18 protein-coding genes are annotated in these 22,748 nt (G+C 39.1%); 13 read left to right on the top strand and 5 right to left on the bottom strand.

Annotated features, from left to right (window positions below; translation table 11 throughout):
- Positions 1-306 precede the first annotated feature (306 nt).
- From abc-f to galU, 4 genes are read right to left on the bottom strand one after another with little or no spacing between them, the layout of a single operon-like run.
- Positions 307-1,896 carry a ribosomal protection-like ABC-F family protein gene (gene abc-f, locus CVS95_RS07845; protein WP_107696197.1) on the bottom strand — a complete coding sequence of 530 codons (1,590 nt, stop codon included), beginning with the start codon at positions 1,894-1,896 and terminating at the stop codon, positions 307-309.
- Between the two features lie 60 nt (positions 1,897-1,956).
- Positions 1,957-2,502, bottom strand: coding sequence for a DUF1287 domain-containing protein (locus tag CVS95_RS07840; protein WP_107696196.1), 546 nt, complete (start codon positions 2,500-2,502; stop codon positions 1,957-1,959).
- 3 nt (positions 2,503-2,505) lie between these two features.
- The gene (locus tag CVS95_RS07835; RefSeq protein WP_107696195.1) at positions 2,506-3,726 is read right to left on the bottom strand and encodes a glucose-6-phosphate isomerase; all 1,221 of its coding nucleotides are present in this window, start codon (positions 3,724-3,726) and stop codon (positions 2,506-2,508) included.
- On the bottom strand, positions 3,723-4,544 hold the full coding sequence (gene galU / locus CVS95_RS07830) for a UTP--glucose-1-phosphate uridylyltransferase GalU (RefSeq protein ID WP_107696194.1): 822 nt from the start codon (positions 4,542-4,544) through the stop codon (positions 3,723-3,725). The genes CVS95_RS07835 and galU overlap by 4 nt, the downstream gene beginning before the upstream one ends.
- 126 nt (positions 4,545-4,670) lie before the next feature.
- Between galU and CVS95_RS07825 the strand changes: the two genes are divergently transcribed.
- The 13 genes from CVS95_RS07825 (at position 4,671) to CVS95_RS07760 (ending at position 20,553) form a co-directional block, all read left to right on the top strand.
- Positions 4,671-5,312, top strand: a complete 642-nt coding sequence (locus CVS95_RS07825; RefSeq protein ID WP_107696193.1) for an IMPACT family protein — start codon at positions 4,671-4,673, stop codon at positions 5,310-5,312.
- A gap of 40 nt (positions 5,313-5,352) precedes the next feature.
- Positions 5,353-6,168, top strand: a complete 816-nt coding sequence (gene lgt, locus CVS95_RS07820) for a prolipoprotein diacylglyceryl transferase (RefSeq protein ID WP_087579043.1) — start codon at positions 5,353-5,355, stop codon at positions 6,166-6,168.
- A 119-nt stretch (positions 6,169-6,287) separates the two neighbouring features.
- Positions 6,288-6,986 (top strand): fumarate reductase cytochrome b subunit, encoded by a 699-nt coding sequence (locus CVS95_RS07815; RefSeq protein ID WP_107696192.1) that lies wholly within the window; start codon positions 6,288-6,290, stop codon positions 6,984-6,986.
- A gap of 14 nt (positions 6,987-7,000) precedes the next feature.
- Positions 7,001-9,019, top strand: coding sequence for a fumarate reductase flavoprotein subunit (locus CVS95_RS07810; protein WP_072595155.1), 2,019 nt, complete (start codon positions 7,001-7,003; stop codon positions 9,017-9,019).
- Entirely contained in the window at positions 9,012-9,731 is a 720-nt protein-coding gene (locus CVS95_RS07805) for a fumarate reductase iron-sulfur subunit (RefSeq protein WP_103604881.1), read from the top strand. Before CVS95_RS07810 ends, CVS95_RS07805 begins: the two co-directional genes overlap by 8 nt.
- A 362-nt stretch (positions 9,732-10,093) precedes the next feature.
- Positions 10,094-10,993 (top strand): restriction endonuclease, encoded by a 900-nt coding sequence (locus CVS95_RS07795; RefSeq protein ID WP_107696190.1) that lies wholly within the window; start codon positions 10,094-10,096, stop codon positions 10,991-10,993.
- 210 nt (positions 10,994-11,203) lie between these two features.
- Entirely contained in the window at positions 11,204-11,935 is a 732-nt protein-coding gene (locus CVS95_RS07790) for a phosphatidate cytidylyltransferase (RefSeq protein WP_107696189.1), read from the top strand.
- Positions 11,917-13,026, top strand: a complete 1,110-nt coding sequence (gene dxr / locus CVS95_RS07785) for a 1-deoxy-D-xylulose-5-phosphate reductoisomerase (RefSeq protein ID WP_107696188.1) — start codon at positions 11,917-11,919, stop codon at positions 13,024-13,026. The genes CVS95_RS07790 and dxr overlap by 19 nt, the downstream gene beginning before the upstream one ends.
- On the top strand, positions 13,013-14,248 hold the full coding sequence (locus tag CVS95_RS07780; protein ID WP_107696187.1) for a uracil-xanthine permease family protein: 1,236 nt from the start codon (positions 13,013-13,015) through the stop codon (positions 14,246-14,248). The genes dxr and CVS95_RS07780 overlap by 14 nt, the downstream gene beginning before the upstream one ends.
- A complete protein-coding gene (locus CVS95_RS07775; protein ID WP_107696186.1) occupies positions 14,248-15,540 on the top strand; it encodes a M99 family carboxypeptidase catalytic domain-containing protein in 1,293 nt (430 codons plus the stop codon). Before CVS95_RS07780 ends, CVS95_RS07775 begins: the two co-directional genes overlap by 1 nt.
- Entirely contained in the window at positions 15,537-16,544 is a 1,008-nt protein-coding gene (gene tsaD / locus CVS95_RS07770) for a tRNA (adenosine(37)-N6)-threonylcarbamoyltransferase complex transferase subunit TsaD (protein ID WP_107696185.1), read from the top strand. The genes CVS95_RS07775 and tsaD overlap by 4 nt, the downstream gene beginning before the upstream one ends.
- 96 nt (positions 16,545-16,640) lie before the next feature.
- On the top strand, positions 16,641-18,728 hold the full coding sequence (locus tag CVS95_RS07765) for a dynamin family protein (RefSeq protein ID WP_107696184.1): 2,088 nt from the start codon (positions 16,641-16,643) through the stop codon (positions 18,726-18,728).
- A complete protein-coding gene (locus CVS95_RS07760; protein WP_107696183.1) occupies positions 18,721-20,553 on the top strand; it encodes a dynamin family protein in 1,833 nt (610 codons plus the stop codon). The genes CVS95_RS07765 and CVS95_RS07760 overlap by 8 nt, the downstream gene beginning before the upstream one ends.
- A 49-nt stretch (positions 20,554-20,602) precedes the next feature.
- Here the strand turns inward: CVS95_RS07760 and CVS95_RS07755 are convergent, their stop codons facing one another.
- Positions 20,603-22,648 (bottom strand): molybdopterin-dependent oxidoreductase, encoded by a 2,046-nt coding sequence (locus CVS95_RS07755; protein WP_107696182.1) that lies wholly within the window; start codon positions 22,646-22,648, stop codon positions 20,603-20,605.
- Positions 22,649-22,748 lie beyond the last annotated feature (100 nt).

The following is a 22,748-nucleotide window of genomic DNA, read 5'->3' as shown; positions in this document are numbered from 1 at the left end:
ACTTTAGAAAGTAAAAACTAAGTAAATATCACCATATTGCAAAGTAAATTTATTAAATTTTTAAATAGAGCCCTTAAACTAAGCATCATAAAAATATTATTTAATAAATTTTATTTTACAAATCTTACTAATACTTTAGAAATTTCTTATTAATTTTCTTTCCTATTTATAAAGTCTTTTTATTGGATTTTGATAATTTTTATAAGCTATTTTTAATTTATATGGTTAGATTAATACTTGCAAGATTTTGTAGTAAATATAAATTTTAATCTTGCCCCTACAATCAGGAGCAAGAAATAACAAATTTTAGCTCTCAAGCCCTAAATTTGCTCTATACTCTTCGTATGTACCTTTAAAATCAACCACTTCGCCATTGCCTTTTAGGTGTAAAATTCTATTTGCAAAGGCGTCTATTAGCTCCCTGTCGTGGCTTACGCAGATGACTGAGCCATTAAAGTTATAAAATGCCTCGCCAAGTGCGATGATAGCCTCAAGGTCGAGGTGGTTATTTGGCTCGTCCATGACAAGTAAATTTGGCCTGTGAAGCATGAGCTGAGCTAGCCTTACTCGGTGTTTTTCGCCACCACTTAGCGCGCCCACTGCCTTTTCTTGCTCAGCGCCGCTAAAGAGCATCCTACCAAGGCACTTTCTGATCTCGTCGATATCCTTGTTTTTGGCATCTTGCAAATATTCATAAAGCTTTAGCTCGCCATCTATCTTATTTACCGTATCTTGCGCAAAATATCCTAGCTCGATGGTCGCACCTATATGCACCTCTCCCGCGTCAGGCTTTAGCTCGCCCATTATGATCTTACAAAGCGTACTTTTACCAACGCCGTTATGACCGATGATGGCTAGCTTATCGCCCTTTTCGAGCTTAAAGTTAAAGTTTTCAAATATCACCTTATCATCAAATTTCTTACTTATATTTTTAAGCTCTATTAGCTCATTTCCTATCTCACGGTTTGCACGAAATAATATGCTAGGATCACGCCTGCTTGATACTGCGATCTCTGCAATATCGAGCTTTTCAAGCTGTTTTGCACGAGAGGTCGCTTGCTTTGCCTTGCTCGCATTTGCTGAAAATCTCGCAATAAATTTCTCCAGCTCCTCTTTCTCTTTTAGCTTCTTATTACGCTCCATTTCATGCTGCTTTGCGATTAAATTTGCAGCCATATACCAGTCGTCGTAGTTGCCTGAAAACTCGCGAATTTTCTTAAAATCCACATCCAAAATATTTGTGCAAACTCTATTTAAAAAGTGCCTATCGTGGCTGATAACCACAAGTGTGCCCTCGTGGCGGTTTAGCTCGTTTTCTAGCCATGCGATCGCGTCTATATCAAGGTTGTTTGTTGGCTCGTCTAAAAACAAGATGTCTGGCTTTGGAAATAGTACCTGCGCTAGCAAAACCTTAACTTTATCTGAGTTTTCGACCTCGCTCATTAGCTTATCAAATTCATTTAGTCCAAGCGAGCTTAAAATTTTTTCTATCCTAGTCTCGTACTCGTAGCTTGGGTCCTCCTCGGCACTTATCATCTCAAGCTCGCTTAAGCGCTCATTTATCTCATCTGTAAATTCCTCGCTCATATAGAGCTTTTCTTTCTCTTTAACAGCGTCATATAGGCGTTTGTTGCCATAAAGCACCGCATCTTTTAGCGTGAAATTTTCAAACGCAAACTGATCTTGCCCAAGCACGCCAACTTTTAGTCCATTTTCTATGATGATCTCGCCGCTAGTTGGCTCGATAGCTCCGCTTAAAATTTTTAAAAATGTCGATTTACCAGCGCCATTTGCACCGATTAGTCCGTATCTGTTGTGGCGATTTAGCTTTAAATTTACATCCTCAAATAGCAAACTGCTTGCAAATCTTTGAGTAAGTCCCCTAACTTCTAACATTATTTTTCCTTGAATTTATTTTTTGCGATTTTGCCTAAAATTTGATTAAAAAGCCATTTGCTACTTTAGTCTAAAATGCCCCGTGATCTTGTAGCTATAAAGTATGTTTTCTTCTTGCACGCCAGAGCCGATATTGTGGATGACAAGCGGCGTTTGGCCTTCAAATTTATCTGAGATCACGCCGATGTGCGGGAGATTTCTTGGTAGCATCCATGTGACGATATCGCCTGGTAAAAATTTATCATCACTCACCTCAAAACCTTTTCTTTTTAGATAGGTAGCGATGTTTAAAACACGCCTGTGATCGATGTTTTTATCAGCCTTTTTAAGTTCCCATTTTTTAGGATAGCTCGCGAAATTTCTACTCATATCTTCAAAAATGAGCCTTTGCAGATCCATCTCTTGATGACGTAGTGCCCTTACCACAACGTCGGTGCAAACGCCCTTTTTGATATCCACATCACCCATAGGATAGGCAAGTCTTTCGTAGCTTGGATCGTAACTTAGCGTCACGCCGATCTGCGACCTAGCGTCATTTACAAATTTGCTCGCCGAAAAGGCAAAAACTTGCGTGGCAAAAAGAGCCAAAAGCAGAAATTTCTTCATTTCTTACTTTAAAAGCATGGTTTTTAGGATGCGTTTTCCTATCTCAACACCTGGCTGATCGTAGGTGTTGATGCCTAGCATGATACCAGTGGCTGAGGTAAGCAGCTCGTAGTAGAAAATGAGCCAGCCAGCATGAAACTCATCAAGCCTCTCAAGTGTGATCGTATCGACGCTTATACCCTCTTGTACCAGCGCCATAGCCGTTGCGTCACACTGCAAATTTATAAGCTCATTTAGGCTTAGACCTGCTACAAAATCGCACTCTTCAAGCCCTTTTAGGCTAAAGCTTGGGATAGTCTTGTCGCTTGCGTGATCTTTTATCTTTATAAATGTCACGCTCTTATCTTTTATGCCGTCCATGATAAGCTGCAAAAAGCTGTGCTGATCACGGCTACCGACAAGTCCAACTGGCGTAAGACCAACCCTTTTATAGCCTCTTTTTTTACCAAGGCTCTCCGCCCAAAGCTGCACGTACCAGTCGTTAAATTCAAAAAATCTATCGCAGTAGCTAAAAATGACATTTATACTGGCATTTCTGCTAGTGGCGTAGTGGTAAGCTTTAGCGACTATGGAGCTATCTTTTTGCTCGATGTATTGCTTCTTGCAAGCAAGCGCACCATCCAAAAGTGCCTTTATATCATAGCCACAGATACCAAGAGGCACAAGGCCGATCGCACTTAGCACGCTAAATCTTCCGCCCACATTTTTTGGAATGTTAAAAAATTTAATGCCATTTTCTTTGGCGAAATTTTCTAAATTTGTCCCGGGATCAGTTATAATGAGAAAATTTTTGCCTAATTTTTGAGGTTTAAAGTCATCAAGCAAGCACTTAAAAATGGTGATAGTCTCGATCGTGTTGCCTGATTTTGAGCTTATTACAAAAAGCGTCTCGTCAAAATTTAGCCCACTAAGCGTGCTTTTGTAGCTGCAAGGATCGACATTATCTAAAAACAAAAGCTCTCTTTTTATCCCTTTTGAGCCTTCAAGCATTGATTTTAGCGCCTTTACGCCAAGGCTACTGCCGCCGATGCCAACTAGCACGACATTTTTGATATGAGCAAGACCCTTTTCATACTCCTCGATCTCTCCTAGTAAATTTTGCCCAAGAGCTGGCAGGTGATAGTAGCCTATCTCGCCGCTTTCGTACTCGTCGTTTATGCGTTTGGCGTAGGAGTCGATAACTTCGCTGCTTGCAAAGTTAAATTTAAATGAAGTCTCTATCATTTACTGCGCTCGTAAAAGAAATTTGTAGCCTCGACAAAGCCATCGATGCTGCCGCAGTCAAACCTCTTACCCCTAAATTTATAAGCTAGCACCATGCCATCTTTTGCCTGCGTTTTTAGCGCGTCTGTGATCTGAATTTCACCGTTTTTACCTGGTTTTGTTCGCTCTAAGATGTTAAAAATATCTGGCGTTAGGATGTAGCGCCCGATTATCGCTAAATTTGTCGGAGCCTCGGCAGGATCAGGCTTTTCAACCATATCATCAACCATTATGAGATCATCTTCTATAAACCTACCGCTTACGACGCCGTAAGACTTAGTCTGCTCTTTTGGCACTTCCATTACTGCAACTACGCTGCAGCGATACTTTTCATAAATTTTAACCATCTGTGAAAGCACACCCTCGCCATTTTCATTTATACATAGATCATCTGCCAAAATAACCCCAAAAGCCTCGTCACGAACTAGCGTTTTGCCCGTATAAATAGCATGTCCAAGCCCTTTCATCTCGTTTTGTCTAGTAAATGAAAATGTGCATGAGTTCATCAAATTTCTTATCTCGCTAAGTAGCGACTCTTTTGAGCTACCAGCGATCTCTTTTTCCAGCTCGTAGCTAATGTCAAAATAGTCCTCAAGCGCCCTTTTCCCGCGTCCTGTGACAAAGGCCATATTATCCATGCCAGCCTCAAGCGCCTCATCAACGCCGTAATGAATGAGCGGTTTTGTAAGTATTGGCAACATCTCTTTTGGGAGCGATTTTGTAGCTGGTAAAAACCTCGTTCCGTATCCAGCCGCTGGAAATAGGCAAGTTTGTATCATTTTAGTCCTTCGTGAAAAATTGCAAAATTCTACTATCTTTTCCTTAATAATATAAATTTGTCTGAATTTACAAGGCTTTAATTAGCAAATTGATAAGATTTTTAAAATTTTTAAAAAAGAGCAAATTTGCAGACGATTGATAGGATTTTTAAAGCCCAGCTTGATATAAAAAAGTCAAATTTTTTAGCATTTTTGTGCCCGATAAGCTCGTTTAAAAGCTTGCATGAAAGCCTAAAAGAGGAGCATTTTAAGGCTGTTCACGTAGTTTGGGCGACAAGGGAGCTAAATAAATACGGCCAAATCGTTGAAAATCAAAGCGATGATGGCGAGCCAAAGGGCACTAGCGGCCAGCCAAGCCTAAATGCGCTAAGAGGGGCGGGGCTTATAAACGTTGGGGTCTTGATAGTTCGCTACTTTGGTGGGATAAAGCTTGGCACTGGAGGGCTTGTAAGAGCCTACTCTGGGGCTGTAAATGATGTGATAAATGAAGCGATAAAAGATGGTGGCGTGATGAAATTTGAGATAAAAGATGAGATCAAATTTTTTACGCCGTTTTCGCTGATAAGCCGCTTTGAGCACTATTTTGCCACTAAAAATTTAAGCGAGTTTGAAAGAGAATTTAATGACCTTGGAGCGATCTGGAGCGTAAATTTAAATGATGCTGATTTTGCCGAGCTATTTAAATTTTGCAAAGAATTTGAAGCAAGCGAATTTAAATTTTTAGCCCTACCACTTAGTGGCAAGAGTTTATTCGCTCATCAAAGCTAAATCATTGTAAAATCGCAAAAATTTTAAAAAGAAAGTAAAAATGGAAATTTGGAACGACATTTATAACCACTTTAACCCAGTCGCCTTTAGCGTCTTTGGCTTTAGCGTGCACTGGTATGGGCTTATGTATATCTTAGCCCTTGTTTTGGCACTTGCCATGGCAAAGTATCTCGTTAAAAAAGATAAAATCCCAATCTCAAATCAGCTTTTGGATAATTACTTTTTCTGGGTTGAAATAGGCGTTATTTTAGGCGCTAGGCTCGGCTGGGTTTTAGTATATTCAGGCGAAGTAAGCTACTACTTGACACAGCCTTGGCAAATTTTTAATCCATTTCATAACGGCGAATTTATAGGAATTCGTGGCATGAGTTACCACGGAGCAGTAGTTGGCTTTTTGCTTGCGACATATCTATTTTGCAAAAGGTATAAACAAAATTTATGGCAGCTACTTGATCTTTGTGCGGTTTGCATACCTTTTGGCTATACATTTGGCAGGATCGGAAATTTCTTAAATCAAGAGCTTTTTGGACGAGTTACAGATGTGCCTTGGGCGATAAATGTTTTTGGCCAACCAAGACATCCTAGCCAACTTTATGAGGCATTCTTAGAAGGTTTAGTTATTTTTATTATTTTATTTTTATATAGAAAATTTAAGAAATTTAATGGCGAGCTGATCGCGCTTTATGCTATTTTATACACTTTTGCAAGATTTATTTGCGAGTTTTTTAGAGAACCTGACTCAGGGCTTGGATTTATTATTTTTAATCTTTCAATGGGTCAAATTTTATCACTTATCATGTGTGGTTTTGGAATTTTTATTTATGCCATGCTTTATAAAAAATTTTCAAAGCTCTAATATAAGTGTTTAAAAAATATTAAAGTAAAAATCTGCTAGCATTAGCTTTATCAATTAATACTAATATTTAAATTAGTATTAAGAAATGATAATTTATTTCAAATTTCTTAGGAGGGCTCATGACCGGGCTTATAGAAGGTTTTTTGGGAAAACGGTCGGACGACAAAAAAAGTCGCACTCCAGCCGCTTGGGATAGATGGCAAAGTATTACAGGGTTTATTTTGGCCTGTTTTATATTGTGCCATATGGTTTTTACTTCTACTATACTACTTGGTAAAGACGCATTTAACGCTGTCGTAGGATTTGCGGAAGCTAAATTTTTATTTGGAGAAGCTACTTGGTGGATTACTAACGTTATTGCCGCGGTAATATTTGCCATTTTTATCGCTCATGCATTTTTAGCTATGAGAAAATTTCCAGCAAACTATAGACAATATCTAATGTTTAGAGGCCACAAAGACCGCATGAAGCACCTTGATACTACGCTTTGGTGGTTTCAGTTTTTAACCGGTTTTGCGCTATTTTTTGCAGCCAGCGCACACTTAGTGGATATAGTCTTTGGAGGACATATTACTGCAGATAAATCAGCGGCTGCATTTCATCAACTAGAAATTTTCTACTTCGCACTACTTGTTTTTATGGTCGTTCACGCTAGTATCGGTATGTACCGCTTGTATGTCAAATGGATAAGCATTGATGGTGCAAATAAGCACGAAATGTTTGTCAAAAGAAATAAGGCAAAAACAATTGTATTTGCCGTTTATGGCATACTTGCTATAATTGCGCTAATCGCCGATTTCGTGTGGATCAGCCATTAAAAAGGAGCTAGAAGATGAATGTAAAATATTATGATGCATTGGTAATTGGTGGTGGTCTAGCTGGTCTTAGAGCTGCTGTGGCTGCTGGAGAAAAGGGCTTAAGCACCGTCGTTTTAAGCCTAATACCTGTAAAACGCTCGCACTCTGCGGCTGCGCAAGGCGGCATGCAAGCCTCTTTGGGAAATTCAAAAATGAGCGAAGGTGACAACGAGGATGTGCACTTTGCCGACACGGTAAAAGGTAGCGACTGGGGCTGTGATCAGCAAGTTGCACGTATGTTTTGTCAAACCGCGCCTAAGGCGATCCGCGAGCTAGCCGCTTGGGGCGTGCCTTGGACTCGTATAACAAAAGGCGAAAGAAGCGCTATCATCAACGCTCAAAAAACGACTATCGTAGAAAAAGAAGAGGTCCACGGACTCATCCACTCTCGCGACTTTGGCGGAACTAAAAAATGGAGAACATGCTTTACGGCCGACGCCACCGGTCACACTATGCTTTTTGCCGTAGCAAACGAGGCTCTAAAGCACAACGTAGAAATTCACGATAGAAAAGAAGCTATCGCGCTAATCCACGCAAACAACCGCTGTTACGGCGCGATCGTTCGCGATCTAGTTAACGGCGAGATCACGGCATACGTTGCAAAAGGTACGCTAATCGCCACTGGCGGCTACGGCAGGGTTTATAAACACACTACAAACGCCGTAGTTTGCGAAGGTATCGGCGCGGCCATCGCTCTTGAGACCGGCGTAGCTCAGCTAGGAAATATGGAAGCTGTTCAGTTTCACCCGACTCCTATCGTTCCAAGCGGTATCTTACTAACGGAAGGTTGCCGCGGCGACGGCGGAATTTTACGCGACGTGGACGGATATCGCTTTATGCCTGATTATGAGCCTGAGAAAAAAGAACTAGCTAGCCGCGACGTCGTAAGCCGCCGCATCATGGAGCATATCCGCGCAGGTAAGGGCGTACCTAGCCCATACGGATATCACGTTTGGCTAGATATCTCGATCCTAGGACGCGAGCATATCGAGAAAAACTTACGCGATGTTCAAGAAATTTGCGAAATTTTTAACGGTATCGATCCTGCCGACACCGAAGTGTATACCGACGAGAATGGACGACAGCGCGGTAAAGGCTGGGCGCCGATCCTACCTATGCAGCACTACTCTATGGGTGGCATAAAAACTAAGCCTACAGGCGAGAGTCCTACGCTAGCGGGTCTATTTAGCGCCGGCGAGGCTGCGTGCTGGGATATGCACGGATTTAACCGCCTAGGCGGCAACTCCGTTTCTGAAACGGTGGTAGCCGGTATGATAGTTGGGGACTATTTTGCCGACTACTGCGGCAGCCACGAGATAGATATAAATACCGCAGATATCGAAAAATTCGTTAAAAAAGAGGAAGACTATCTAAAAAGCCTTGTCGAAAAAGAGGGTAAATTTAACGTATTTGAGATCAAAAACAAGATGAAAGACATCATGTGGGAGCACGTGGCGATCTTTAGAACAGGCGAAGGTCTAGCCGTAGCTGTAAAAGAGCTAGAAGAGCTTTACAAACAATCTTTAGACGTTAAAGTCACAAACAAGGCGTTATTTGGCAACCCTGAGCTTGAGGAGGCCTACCGCGTACCAAAGATGCTAAAACTAGCCCTTTGTATCGCAAAAGGCGCGCTTGATCGCACCGAGAGCCGCGGAGCGCACTGCCGCGAAGACTATCCGAAACGCGACGACCTAAACTGGCTAAACAGAACTCTAACTAGCTGGAAAGAGGGCGATACACTACCGACTATCGTGTATGAGCCACTTGATATTATGAAAATGGAGATGCCACCAGCATTTAGAGGCTATGGTGCGAAAGGTAATATTATTGAGCATCCAGATAGTGCCATCCGCCAAAAAGAGGTTGATGAAATTCGTGAGAAAATGCAAGCTGAAGGTAAGAGCAGACAAGAAATTCAAGAGGCTTTAATGCACTATGATCTTCAACCAAAATATAAAGCACCAAACGAAAGAGCAGGAATAGGATATGAGTAGAAAAATAACCATAAAAGCATTTAAATATAATCCATTAAGCAAAATTTCAAAACCACATTTCGCGACCTACGAGCTAGAAGAGACTGATGGCATGACATTATTTATCGCGTTAAATATGATTCGCGAGAAATTTGATCCAGATCTTAGCTTTGACTTTGTTTGTCGTGCTGGAATTTGTGGAAGTTGTGGCATGCTTGTAAATGGTAAGCCAAGATTAGCTTGTAGAACTCTTACTAAAGATTTTGAAAGCGGAGTAATCGAGCTTATGCCTTTGCCAGTTTTTAAGTTACTAAAAGACTTAAGCGTAGACACTGGCAACTGGATGAATGCGATGAGTAAGCGTGTGGAGAGCTGGATACACACAGATCACGAGACCGATATCTCTAAGCTTGAGGAAAAGGTTGAGCCTGAAGTGGCTCAAGAGGTATTTGAGCTTGACCGCTGCATCGAGTGCGGTATCTGCGTGGCTGCATGCGGTACGGCTATCATGAGGCCTGATTTCATCGGTGCGGTTGGACTTAACCGCGTAGCTAGGTTTAAAATCGACGCGCTTGATAAACGAACCGATGAGGACTTTTATGAGCTTATCGGCGACGATGACGGCGTATTTGGCTGTATGACTTTGCTAGGCTGTGAAGACAACTGCCCTAAACACCTCCCACTTCAAAGCCGCATAGCTTATATGCGTAGAAAAATGGCTGCTATAAAGTAGTCAAGGGGCTGTAAAAGCCCCAAATTTACTTCTAATTTTATTAAAAGAGACTGCAAATAGATGCCAAAAGGCATAAAAAGATATCAATAGATACAAATAAGAAAAATAAAAATATCAAAAATGGGATTGATAAGAGTGCGCCCATTATATAACCAAGTGGAAATGCAATAAATATAAAGACGATTCCAACACCAGAAACAAAACAAAAAATTAGTGCAAATATCGTAGCAAAGGTGTTTACAAACAAGCTAATATTTTCTAAAAGAAAATTTGTTAGACCAAGACTTCTCATGTTTTGATTATAGCTTTTAAGCCAAAAAATTTATATAATTTCAAAAATTTGCTTCATTTAAGGATATAAAATGTTACCAAGCTATAAAGATATGATGCTACCTATTTTAGAATTTGTCGCACAAAAGAAAGAGGCAAATAGAGCTGAAATTTCTAAATTTATAATTGAGTACTTTAAGCTAAAAGACGAAGATCTTTTGCAAAAAATAAAAAGAGGAACTCCAACTTATATAAATCGTACCGACTGGGCTTTATCCTATCTGGCTACAACAGCTCAAATAAAATCAAGGCCAGAAAAAGTGCCGCTTCAAAAAGTTGGTAGAAGCCTATTTGCTATAACAAATTTTGGCAAAGAGCTAGTAAGTAGTAAGGACAAAAAGAGCAAATTTCTCACTTGGTACGATGAAATTTACAAACAAGAGATAAGGCAAGAGAAAAAAGAAGCCACGGAAAATACCCCAGATGACAATATAGATGAAGCGCTTTGCAAGATAAAAGAAGAGCTAAAAAGTGAAATTTTATCTAGCATTTTAGAAAAAGAGCCAAGATTTTTTGAATACCTTGTAACAAAGCTACTTGAAAAGATGAATTATGGAGCTGGAAATCTTACGAACAAAGGCCCAGACGGCGGAATAGATGGCATCATAGACGAAGATGAACTTGGACTTTCTAAAATTTATATCCAAGCAAAAAGATACAAAGACGGCAGTAATATCCGTAGGCCAGAGATTCAGCAGTTTATCGGCGCTATTTCAAATAAAAATACTAAAAAAGGTGTCTTTATCACTACGGCAAAATTTACCAAAGAAGCTGAAAATTTCGCCAAAGATAATCAAAATTTTAGCGTAGTTTTAATAGATGGCGACAAGCTTGCAGAGCTAATGATAAAATACAAAGTCGGCGTTCAGACAAGCCAAATATATGAAATTTGCAAAATCGATACCGATTTTTTTGAGGAAAATAATTTTTAAAAATTTTAAGCCATAAAGTACTACTGCTTGGGATCATTTCAGTCTTACTTTATTTGTGTGCTTAAAAAATAAATTTAAATCTTTACTAACGCCAAAATAGTCCAAATTTACCAGCTTAAAATGCTTTTTAAATCAAATTTTACTCTTATAAACGCCGTCTAAAATTTAAGTGTTATAATTACAGCGAAATAACGATTTTAAGGAGAGGATATGCAATCTCGCATAATCACTGGCGTTTTGATGTTTGTTGCTATTTTAGTAGTTTTTTTTATTGATAATTATATTTTAAATTTTATCTTGCTCGGCGCTGTGCTTTATTTTGCATTTAATGAGTCGCTCAAGCTTTATAATATCGATCACAAACAGCTAGTTTTTGCCGCACTTGCTTTTTACGTGCTTACATATTTTACAAATCCAATATTCATAGCGATCCTTGCTATCATGCTAGTTGCTTCGATCCTGGCTCACATAAAAAGTGAAAATTTAAAGCTAGTCGCACCTTTTGTATATCCGACTACGCCGATCTTTATGATGTGGATGCTTTACTCAGAGTATGGCGTAGGCTATCTTGTATGGCTTATTTTAAGCGTAGTTGCAAGCGATAGTGGTGCATTTTTTGTTGGCAAAATGTTTGGCAAACATCCACTTAGCCCAAGCTCACCAAACAAAACAATAGAAGGCGCAGCAGGCGGCGTAGCAATAGGCACTGTGATTGGTTGCATCGTTGGAAATTTTGTCACCGAAGGATTTTTCCAAATTTTATTCTCAAGCTTTTTAGTCTGCGTGTTTGCAGTTTGGGGAGATCTGTTTGAGAGTTACTTAAAAAGACTTTGCGGCGTCAAAGATAGTGGTTCGCTCTTCCCAGGACACGGCGGCATGCTTGATAGGATAGATGGCTATTTATTTGGTGTAGTAGCCCTACTTTGGTCGCTCTCGTGGTAATACTTGGCTCAACTGGCTCAATCGGCAAAAACGCCCTTAATCTTTGCGAAAAATTTGGCGTAGAGGTTGAGGCGTTAAGCTGCGCTAAAAATGTAGATTTACTAAATGAGCAAATTTTAAAATTTAAACCAAAATTTATCTGCGTAGGCGATGAAAAGCTGGCTAAAAATGTAAAAAATATAGAAGCTAAAAATATCTTTTTTGGTGAGGCTGGACTGCTAGAAATGCTTGAAATTTCAAGCTCAAAAAAGGTGATAAACGCCCTTGTAGGCTTTGCCGGCCTTGCCCCTAGTCTAAAGACACAGACTCTTGGAAAAAGACTTGCGCTTGCAAACAAAGAGAGTCTTGTTGTTGGCGGCAAATTTCTAAAAACTAGAGAAATTTTACCAATAGATAGCGAGCATTTTGGGCTTAAATTTCTACTTGAAAACAAAACTGCACCAAAAAGACTCATCATCACAGCAAGTGGCGGCGCATTTTATAAAAAGCCGATCAAATTTCTAAAAGACGCCACGCCAAGTGACGCACTAAAACACCCAAACTGGGATATGGGCGCAAAGATCACGATTGATAGTGCGACGATGGCAAATAAGCTTTTTGAAGTAATGGAGGCTTATTGGCTTTATGGCATCAAGGAGATCGAGGCTGTGATAGAGCCAACTTCTGCGATACACGCCGTAGTTGAATTTATAGATGGCTCAAGCACGATGCACCTCTCGCGACCTGATATGAAGCTAGCTATCGCTCATGCTATGTTTGAAAATGTCAGTGAAAATATTGTCTCACACGCAAATTTACTTGATCTAAAAAATATAAAATTTCGTAAAATCAGCCTTAAAAAATATCCCATTTTTTCGCTAAAAGATGAAATACTAGCAAACCCCGATCTAGGTGTAGTGATAAATGCTGCAAATGAGATTGGAGTATTTAGCTTTTTAGAGAAAAAATGTTCGTTTTTGGATATCTCAAGGCTGATTTTAGGCTCAATGAAAAAATTTAGAAATTTAAAGATCGATAGTCAAGATGAAATTTTTGAAGTTGATAAAGAAGTTAGAAATTACGCAAAAAGGATGTTAAATGCAAAGGTATGAGGGTTATAAATTTGATCCAAAGCAAAGCTTAATCGGCGTTCAGTTTTTATTTGTCGCCTTTGGTGCACTGGTATTAGTGCCGATACTTACGGGACTAGATGCAAATGTAGCTCTCTTTACGGCTGGTCTTGGCACGCTACTTTTTCAGCTAATAACTAGAAAAAACGTCCCGCCTATTTTTTTAGCAAGCTCCTTTGCTTTTATCGCGCCACTTCAGTACGGTATCGAAAAATGGGGCATAGCCGTGACGATGGGAGGCGTTATATTTGCTGGATTTTTCTATGTTGCTTTAAGTCTTGTGGTCCGCTTTGGTGGAGAGAAAATTTTGCATAAAATTTTGCCTCCAGTTGTCGTTGGGCCGGTCATCATGACAATAGGCCTTATCCTTGCTCCAAATGCCGTCAAAATGGCAACATCAGCCACTGGAATTTATACTCAAAATGAGGCGATGATAGTTGCTGGCATTTCGCTAGTGGCTACTATTTTGGTAATGATGCTTGGGCGTGGCATGTTTAGGCTTATACCTATTTTACTTGGTATTATCACCGGATACATCGTAGCTTACTGCTTTGGCATGGTTGATTTTACCCCTATCTTTAATGCACCTTGGTTTAGAATGCCAAATTTCACCACACCAAAATTTGAGTTTGAAGCGATCATTTATATGATACCTATCGCTATCGCTCCAGCGATCGAGCACATAGGCGATATGCTTGCTATCTCAAATGTCACAAAAGAGGATTTTCTAAAAAATCCAGGCCTTAAAAACACACTCCTTGGAGATGGTCTTGCCACTTCACTTGCTGCTTTTTTTGGTGGCCCGCCAAATACTACATACTCAGAGGTCACAGGCGCAGTTAGCCTTACAAAAGCTTATAATCCAGCGATCATGACCTTTGCAGCGATCACTGCCATCGTGCTAGCCTTTGTTGGCAAGCTAGGAGCGGTGCTTTCAACTATCCCAGCCCCAGTCATCGGTGGCATCATGCTGCTACTTTTTGGCATCATCGCAAGCGTTGGTATGGAGACACTTATAAAAAATAAAGTCGATCTTGCAGACCCTAGAAATATGATAATCGTAGCTCTCATCTTTATCTTTGCCATAGGCGGCATGGTGCTTGACCTTGGAGCGGTTAAATTTTCAGGTATAGGGCTTGGCGCGGTTACTGGCATAGTTTTAAATTTGCTTTTACCAAAGACAAAGCATTACGAAGGATATTAATGCGTAAATTTTTACTTTTTTTACTAACCTTTACCACTGCTAGTTTAGCTAATACTTTAGACTATGCGCTCATCAAAAAAGGTGAACCAAGCGAAAACACGATGTTGTTAATCGGTGGCATTCAAGGCGATGAGCCGGGTGGCTTTTTGGCAGCCTCTATCGTGGCAACTGACTATAACATCACAAAAGGTTCGCTTTGGGTTGTGCCAAATTTAAATTTCCCAAGCATAATCGAGCGAAGTCGTGGCACAAAAGGCGATATGAATAGAAAATTTGCCCATGTTGATAAAAACGATCCTGATTACAACTCAGTAATGAAGATAAAAGATGTCATCACCGATAAAAACGTCACACTCATCTTAAATTTACACGATGGAAGCGGATATTACAGAGATAAATTTATAAACAAAGATGAAAATCCAGATAAATGGGGCAATACTTGCATCATTGATCAAAGCACACTTCCTGGTTCAAAATACCCAGAGCTTGAAAACATTGCTTCAAGCGTAAAAGACGTGCTAAACAAGCATCTAATAGATCAAAAACACCAGTATCACATCAAAAACACGCACACTGCGATGGGTGATAAAGAGATGCTAAAAAGCCTAACTTACTATGCTATCACGCAAAATAAATCAGCCTTTGCAAACGAAGCTAGTAAAAATTTAAACGCTGAGCAAAGGACTTATTACCATCTAATCGCTATTGAAGAATATATGAAAAAGGCTGGCATTAGCTTTACTAGGCCGTTTAATCTTGATGTTAAAAGCGTAAAAAAGGCGATCGAAAAAGAGATCAGACTCGAGCTTGAAAATTCATACGCGATAAGTCTTAAAAATCTAAAACCTTTAATAAATTTTGTCCCACTTAAAAAAGGTGAGTTAAACTATAGCTCACCAAATCCGCTAATAGCCGTCATAAAAGAAAATGGTAGCTTCAAAGTGCAGTACGGCAACCGCTTTGTTACTAGATTAAAACCACAATATTTTGAGTTTACAAAGCCACTTGAGGAAATTTTACTAATAAGTGACGGCAGCGAGCTTGCATTAAAAAGTGGCGATAAATTTAGCGTGAAAAAGAGCTTTAAAATAAAATCACTCAAAAACGTGCGTGTAAATGTCATAGGATATGGCACAAAAAGTATAGATGAGAGCGAGCAAGAAGTGACTAAAAATAGCCTAAATAAAAGCTACAGCATCGATAAAGACAGCAAAATTTACCGAGTCGAGTTTTATAAAAACGAAGATGGCAAAGAGAAATTTGCTGGCATGATCTTAGCGGAGTTTAAATGATACTTGGCATCGAAAGTAGCTGCGATGATAGCTCGGTTGCACTCATAGATGAACGCACTTTAGAGAAAATTTATTATAAAAAAATTTCTCAAGAGGAGGAGCACGCTATCTTTGGTGGCGTGGTTCCTGAGCTTGCAGCTAGGCTTCATACAAAGGCACTGCCAGCACTTTTAGAGGATATCTTGCCAAATTTTAAAGAAATAAAAGCGATCGCTGCAACAAATAAGCCAGGGTTAAGTGTGAGCCTAATAGGCGGTGTCAGCATGGCAAAAGCATTAAGCGTGGCTCTAAATATCCCACTAATCGCTGTAAATCACCTAGTTGGTCACATCTACTCACTATTTTTAGATCGTGAAGCCACCTTTCCACTTGGCGTCCTGTTAGTTAGTGGCGGGCATACGATGATCTTAGAAGTAAGCGAAAATGGTGAAATCACTGAGCTTGCAAGCACTAGCGATGATAGCTTTGGTGAGAGTTTTGACAAGGTTGCCAAAATGCTTGATCTTGGCTATCCAGGCGGTGCCGTAGTTCAGCAAAATGCACTTTTATGTGAGGATAAAGAGAGGTTTAAATTTACCATTCCACTTCTTCACGACAAGCGCCTTGAGTATAGTTTTTCAGGGCTTAAAAACCAAGTCAGAGTTGAAATTTCTAAGCTAGAAAATATCACTAAAAAAGATATCACTGACATCTGCTATGCCTTTGAAAATACTGCCTGTGAGCACATTTTAAACAAGCTTGAAAAGATCTTTTGTTTAAGAAATTTTAAGCGTTTTGGCGTAGTTGGCGGTGCAAGTGCAAATCTAAATTTACGAAAAAGGCTTGAGATGCTTTGTCAAAAAAACGAGTGCGAGCTTTTGCTAGCTCCACTTGAGTTTTGCTCTGATAACGCCTTAATGATAGCAAGAGCGGGACGTGAGAAGTACCTAAAAGGCGAGTTTGTAAGCCATAGCGAGCTAAATATAAATCCAAGAGTTAGCTTTAAAAAGCTTGAGTTAAATTAAACTTTTTAAAAAACATAAAATTTTGCGCCTAAATCTTGATAGCTTCGTAAGTAAAAACGTAATAAAATCTAAAAAATTTCAAAAAAAGAATCTTTAATGGACGAGTTTTTAAATCACGCTTGGCATTTAAATAAAATTTACGCCAATACCGATGCGAGCGTGCCTTTTTACCCAGATCTACTGGCGCTTCTTTTATCTTGTGATGAGAAAAATTTAGATGAGTTTATGGCTCTTGCCGAGTTTAGAAATATCTTAAAAAAGCTAGGCGTTGGACTTGATATCTTTAGCATACAAAGTGCCCAGCTAGCTACGCTAAAAGCACTAAATGATGCAAAAATTTCAAGTGATGAACTCGTAACCCGCTTACAAAAGCTATGTGATGAAAAGATAATTAGCCATGAAAAATTTGATTTTTTAATAAAATTTATAAGCAAAAACTCAAATCAAAATAAAGCTGAAATTTCTAATGCAAAACCAAAAGATCACTTTCACAAGAGTTTGGATTTTCTAAATGAGATAAATGAAAAAGCAAGCATGCTTGATGAAGATAAAGAATTTTTACTAGCTTTAAAAAATGCCAAGAAAAGATCAAATGAAACGCTTTTTAACATCGCAGTAAGTGGCGTCATAAACTCTGGCAAATCAACCCTTTTAAATGCACTTTTAAATAAATCCGTCCTTGGCGCTTCAAATGTGCCTGAGACCATAAATTTAACCATCTTAAAGCACGCATCAAATAGCCATGCAAAGGTAAATTTTTATAGCCCAGATGAGCTAGAAAAGCTTGGACTTTCAAGCAAAAATCTACCAGCTAGTAGCGTAGAGATCAGCCTAGATGAGATCAAAAACTATACATCTTCAAGCTCAAAAACAGCAAATCTCGTAAAAAGCGTTGAGCTTTATGATGACTTGGAGCTTTTAAGAGATAATGTCTGCATTATAGACACTCCGGGCATAGATGATGCGATCGTTTTAAGAGAGCAAATAACTACAAATTTTATGAAAGAGTGCGACCTTTTGGCTCATCTCATGAATGCCTCACAAAGTGCAACGCAAAAAGACGCACTATTTTTGAAAAAATGCCTTGGAAACTCGCACATCGTAAGAGTTGCTATCGTGCTAACTCACGCTGACGAGTTAAATCCAAAGGATATTAATGAAACGCTTAACTACGTAAAAAAGGCGATTGGCGAGCAGATAAATGATATTAAGATAGATTATTTTGCCCTTAGCGCGAAAGCTTATCTTGATGGCACTTTAAATAGTGGCGTGCCGGAGTTTAAAGAGTATCTTTACGATGTGCTTTTTGGCAAAGACTCTAAAAAATCAGCTCTAATTTTAAGCTCATATCAAAAAGAATTACAAAATATTTTAAAAACAAAACTCGAAGCCACAAAGGCTGAAATTTTGGAGCTTAAAGCCTTTACTTTAGAGCTAGAATCTTTGCAAAACGAGCAAGCAAATATCAAAAATTCTCTTAATGAAAATTTCACAAAACTTGAAAGGCTTTTAGAAAGCGAGCTAAAAAAACTCGATGATAAAAATGCAAAAGATATCTATAAAATGGGGCTTGAAGCACTACTACAAAATCTAAACGAAAAGATTAAGAGTGAGATCGCTTACTGCAAAAATAAAAGAGAAAATTTAAATCTAAAGCGTCTTACACAAATAGCAAAAACTACACTTTGTGACGGAGTTGCGGCACTTATGAGAGAGGCCAGAAATGAAACTTTAGTTCAGATAAAGTCGTGCGAGCAAAATATCGCTTTAAGCTTTGATGGCTTTAAGGTGAGTGAAAATAAAATTTTTAGTATAAATGACTTTTTAAAGCAAATGGGCGTGGAGCTTGATTTTGGTGAGCTTTTAGATGAACTTGAAGCTAAAATTTTAAGTAAAAATGAGCCAGATGAGGCACTTTTAAGTTTAAGACAAAATTTACTTAACAATAAAAGCATATCGCAGTTTTGTGAGACGTTGGCAGAACACGAAAAAAAGCTACTAAAAGAGCGAGTAAAGGCTTATGAGATGAGCCAAAAAGAGACTCTAAATCAAAGACTTTTAGTCCTTAATGAAAAACTTAATGAGCTAAATTTACAAAATCAAAGCTCAATTTCAAAGCTTAAACAAAAGACCTCCTTGCAAGATGAAATTTACTCACTTTTAGAGGATATTAAAAATGTTTAATGAGTTTATAAATGCCTACAAAGCGAGATATTTTAAGGTCTTTACAAATGATTTTAAGGGCGAGCTAGCTAGGTTTGTAAATGATCTAAACGATCCTAGCTTGCATATAAGCGAACAAATAAAAGAGAGCTTAAATTTACTAATAGATACTCTAAATGAGCCACCACTGATAGCTGTTATCGGTCAATTTTCAAGTGGAAAATCAACATTTTTAAACGCACTGCTTGGTCAAGATATCTTGCCATCAGGACTAACTCCAGTCACCGCAAAGGCTGTGAGACTAAAATTTGCAAAGATGCCACTTCTAAGCGTGAAATTTATAAATGGTAACGAGAGCCTACTAGCAAGTAGCGATCTAGCCGAGCTAAATAAGCTAGGCGAGCAAGTTTCTGGTATGACGCTTTATGCGCCAAGTGAGATTTTAAAAGAGATAAATTTCATCGACACTCCTGGCCTAAACTCGCTAAGAGATGCTGACACAAAAGAGACAAAAAATACGCTAAAAAAGGTTAGTGGCGCTATATGGCTAAGCCTTGCAAACAACGCCGCAAAGGCAAGTGAGCTTGAAAGTATCAAAGAAATTTTAAAAGCCAATGATCTAAAAGCGATCTGCCTAATCAACCAAAAAGACAAACTAAGTGAGGAGGAGCTTGAAAGTTTGCTAAAGCACGCTAGGCAAACTTATGGCGAGCTTTTTGAGGATATCATCGCTATCTCATCAAAGCAAGCTCTTCTTAGCATTACAAATAATGACAAAGACCTACTTGAAGCTTCAAATTTTAATGAAGCTCTAAAGGCTATTAAAGAGTGCTTTTTAGACAAGAGCTTTAAAGAAAATTTCATAAAAGTAAGGGCAAAAAAGATCGTAAAACTCCTAACCAACGAGCAAGAAAAACATCTAGAAATTTATGATAATGCGCAGTTGATTTTAGATGAATTTAGTGGCTCATTAGATGAGAGGCTGGAGGCGATAAAAGAGGAGTTTAAGCCAAAGATCGCTTTAAGTTATAGTCAAATGAGTGAAGTTATAAAACTTGCCGCCGATGAAGTATTTAAGCTACTTAAGCCATTTTCAAAGACAAAATTTAACGCTTCAAAGACGCTTTTAAACAAAGAAATTTATAAGCGTGAAAATTTTGAGGTAATAAGTCTTGATAGCGACGAAGTCTTTTCAAAACTTATCTACGAAGATGTGGTTTTTAATAAATTTTTTAAACGCTACAAAAAAGATCTAAAAGAGCTAGAAAATGCAATAACCTCAGCATTTAATGAGCTTTATAAAAATTTAGAGGATAAATTTTTAATATACAAATCTCGCTATGAAAATTACGCTAGCTTTGATGATCAAGCCTTGGCTTACGAAACAAAATCCATAAATACCTATGCCGGACGGACATATGAAAATTTTTTAAGAGAGTATGAAACGGCTAAATTTAAGGCCACACAAAAGGTCTCTTTGTTTTTTGAAAAGCTTGATATAAAGCTAGCCTCAAACTATGAAAACGCGCTCAAACTCGCGGTTTATTTTATAAAACAAAAGATAGAAAAGACGCTAGAATCGCATCTGCAGATAAATACACCACTTTATATTCCAAGTGCAAAAGACGTCTATGAGCGTATGCTTGATGCATTTAGTCTTTATGAGTTTGAAGCTTTAATGTGCTCAAATAGCTCGTTTTTAAATAAAATTTTGCTTGATATAAAGAGCGATTTTAATGAAATTTATACTTTAAAAATAGCAATGCTTGATGGCTTAAAAGCAAGAGTTAAAGAGCAAATTTCAAAGATCGAAGAGCTTTGTGAAAATTCATTGCTATTAAGATAAATAAATTTTTTAAAGCTTAGAAGCTATCCATTTAAGGATAGCTTTTATTTTATGCGTGCATTACACCGATCTTTGGTGCGTCAAATGCCCTGACACGCTTTGGCACGCCTTTAAATTTCTCGACATCCACAAGGCTTGTGTGAGCGGTGTTGCTCTGGCTCATCTTGCTTGATGGCACGTCTTTTGTGAGCACGTTTAAATTTCCGTGCAAGCAAAGGCTCTTCTCGCCTAGCAACTCTGGGTCGTACCAAGCGCCCTCGCTCACGATGACGACGTTTTGTGGCACATCCTCGGTCACAAAGGCACCGCACAAAATTTCACCCCTGTCGTTGTAAATTTTCACCATGTCGCCCATTTTTATCCCTCTAGCCTCGGCTGTTTTTGGGTTTATAAGCACTGGCTCGCTTTTACCCTCGCTAAATGCCTCTTCCCTGCCCCACTCTTTGGCGATCAGCCTTGCGATCTCGAAGTCACTCTTACTCTCACCAAATGGCTTAACAAGTGGCTTCATCGCAAATAGATACTCGCTAGTTGAATTTGCCATCTCGATGTCCGTTCTCTCATATTCAAGTGCAGCTGGCAGGACGATGTCGCTAAATTTAGCTGTACTTGTCCAAAATGGCTCGCAAGTGATGATAGCATTGACATTTCGCATAGCTTTTATCGCTCTATTTGCGTCAGGATGCCTTGTGAAAGTCGAGCCATTTGCATTAAACATCACTCTAATCTTTGGCAGTTTATAGCTCTTACCGTTTCTTGTTATCTCCTTGCCTGGGCTTAGAAGCGCGTCTATGAGCCTTGAGTTTGGCATTTCGTAGCCCTTTGTCTTTGGCACCAGCCCGCTATCAATAAATTTTTGTGGCACCTTCGTCTCAAAAGCCGCTAGTTTAGGCGCTATATAGCTCTCATCAGCGTTTTTGTGCATACCGTCATTTGTGACAAAGCCACAACCCTCTTTACCGATGTGTCCAAGCATCGCATTTAGTGTCACAAGCACCCAGTACGCCATCTCACCGTGATCTTGTCTTTGAATGGCGTAGCCACTAATTATCACTGAGTCATTTTTAGCTAGATCTTCGCTAAATTTAGCAAGATCTTGCTCGCTAACGCCACAAATTTTGCTTGCCCAAGCTAGGTTTTTATTGAATCCGTCTTTTGTGCCAAGCATGTACTCTTTAAATTTATCAAAGCCAACGGTGTACTTTTCTATAAATTCTTTGCTGTAAAGCCCTTTTTCATAAAGGTAGTTACACATACCTATCATCATCGCTGTATCGGTGCAAGGAACGACTTCAAGGTATTTTGAGTTGAAGTATTTTGCGCTATCGTTGTGATAAACGTCAACACTATAAATTTTCATCTCACCGCTCTCACCTTTTTTTCTGATCTCGTCATAGTATTTATATGAGTTATGAAGCGGCACGCCAATGGCGATTTTATTTGAAACGACTGGGTTTGTGCCCCAAAACACGATCGTTTTAGCGTTTTTTAAGATCGCCTCCCACTTTGTTGGCACTAGCACAGGATCGACGAAGCCAGTGACGTGAGGCATGATGACAGTCGCTGCGCCGTATGAGTAGCCACCTAGCTCATTTACGTAGCCACCAAGCACGTTAAGTAGCCTTTTTGCAGTCTTTTGGCTGTGGCCTACTTTGCCGAGGCTACCCCACTGATAAACCTGTCCGTAGATCGCTTCAGCACCGTATTTATCAAAATTTTCTTTTAAAATTTTTGCACTTAGCTTTATAGCCTCGTCCCAGCTCACACGTACAAATTCCTCTTTACCACGAAGCTCTGGCTTTGGGTTGTTTGGATTGGCTAAAAAGCTCTTTCTAACAAATGGATATTTTACTCTGCTCTCGTTTTGGATGTAGTCAATGACTGCGTTATTTAGCTCGTTTGGATAAGCATCGCCCTCAAATGGCACGGTCTCAACCACGCGCCCTGCGATAGTTCTTACATAAAATGCGCCAAATTTATTTGCACTTAGTCCGCTTTTCTTGTCAAATAACGCTTGCTCTGCGCTGCCAAGCTCGTTTGCTTGAAGGCTAACCGCGCCTAATGCGCTTAATCTTAAAAAGTCTCGTCTTTTCATTCTTTCTCCGATTTTGGTTAAATTTATTGTTTTTAGTTGGTTTTAGAAATTATAAATTTAGGGTTTTGTATCATTTCATCGTTTAAAGGCCTTGTAATGT

The sequence above is a fragment of the Campylobacter concisus genome (assembly GCF_003048905.1).
Classification (GTDB): domain Bacteria; phylum Campylobacterota; class Campylobacteria; order Campylobacterales; family Campylobacteraceae; genus Campylobacter_A; species Campylobacter_A concisus_V.
This window is presented reverse-complemented; position numbering and strand designations above follow the sequence as displayed.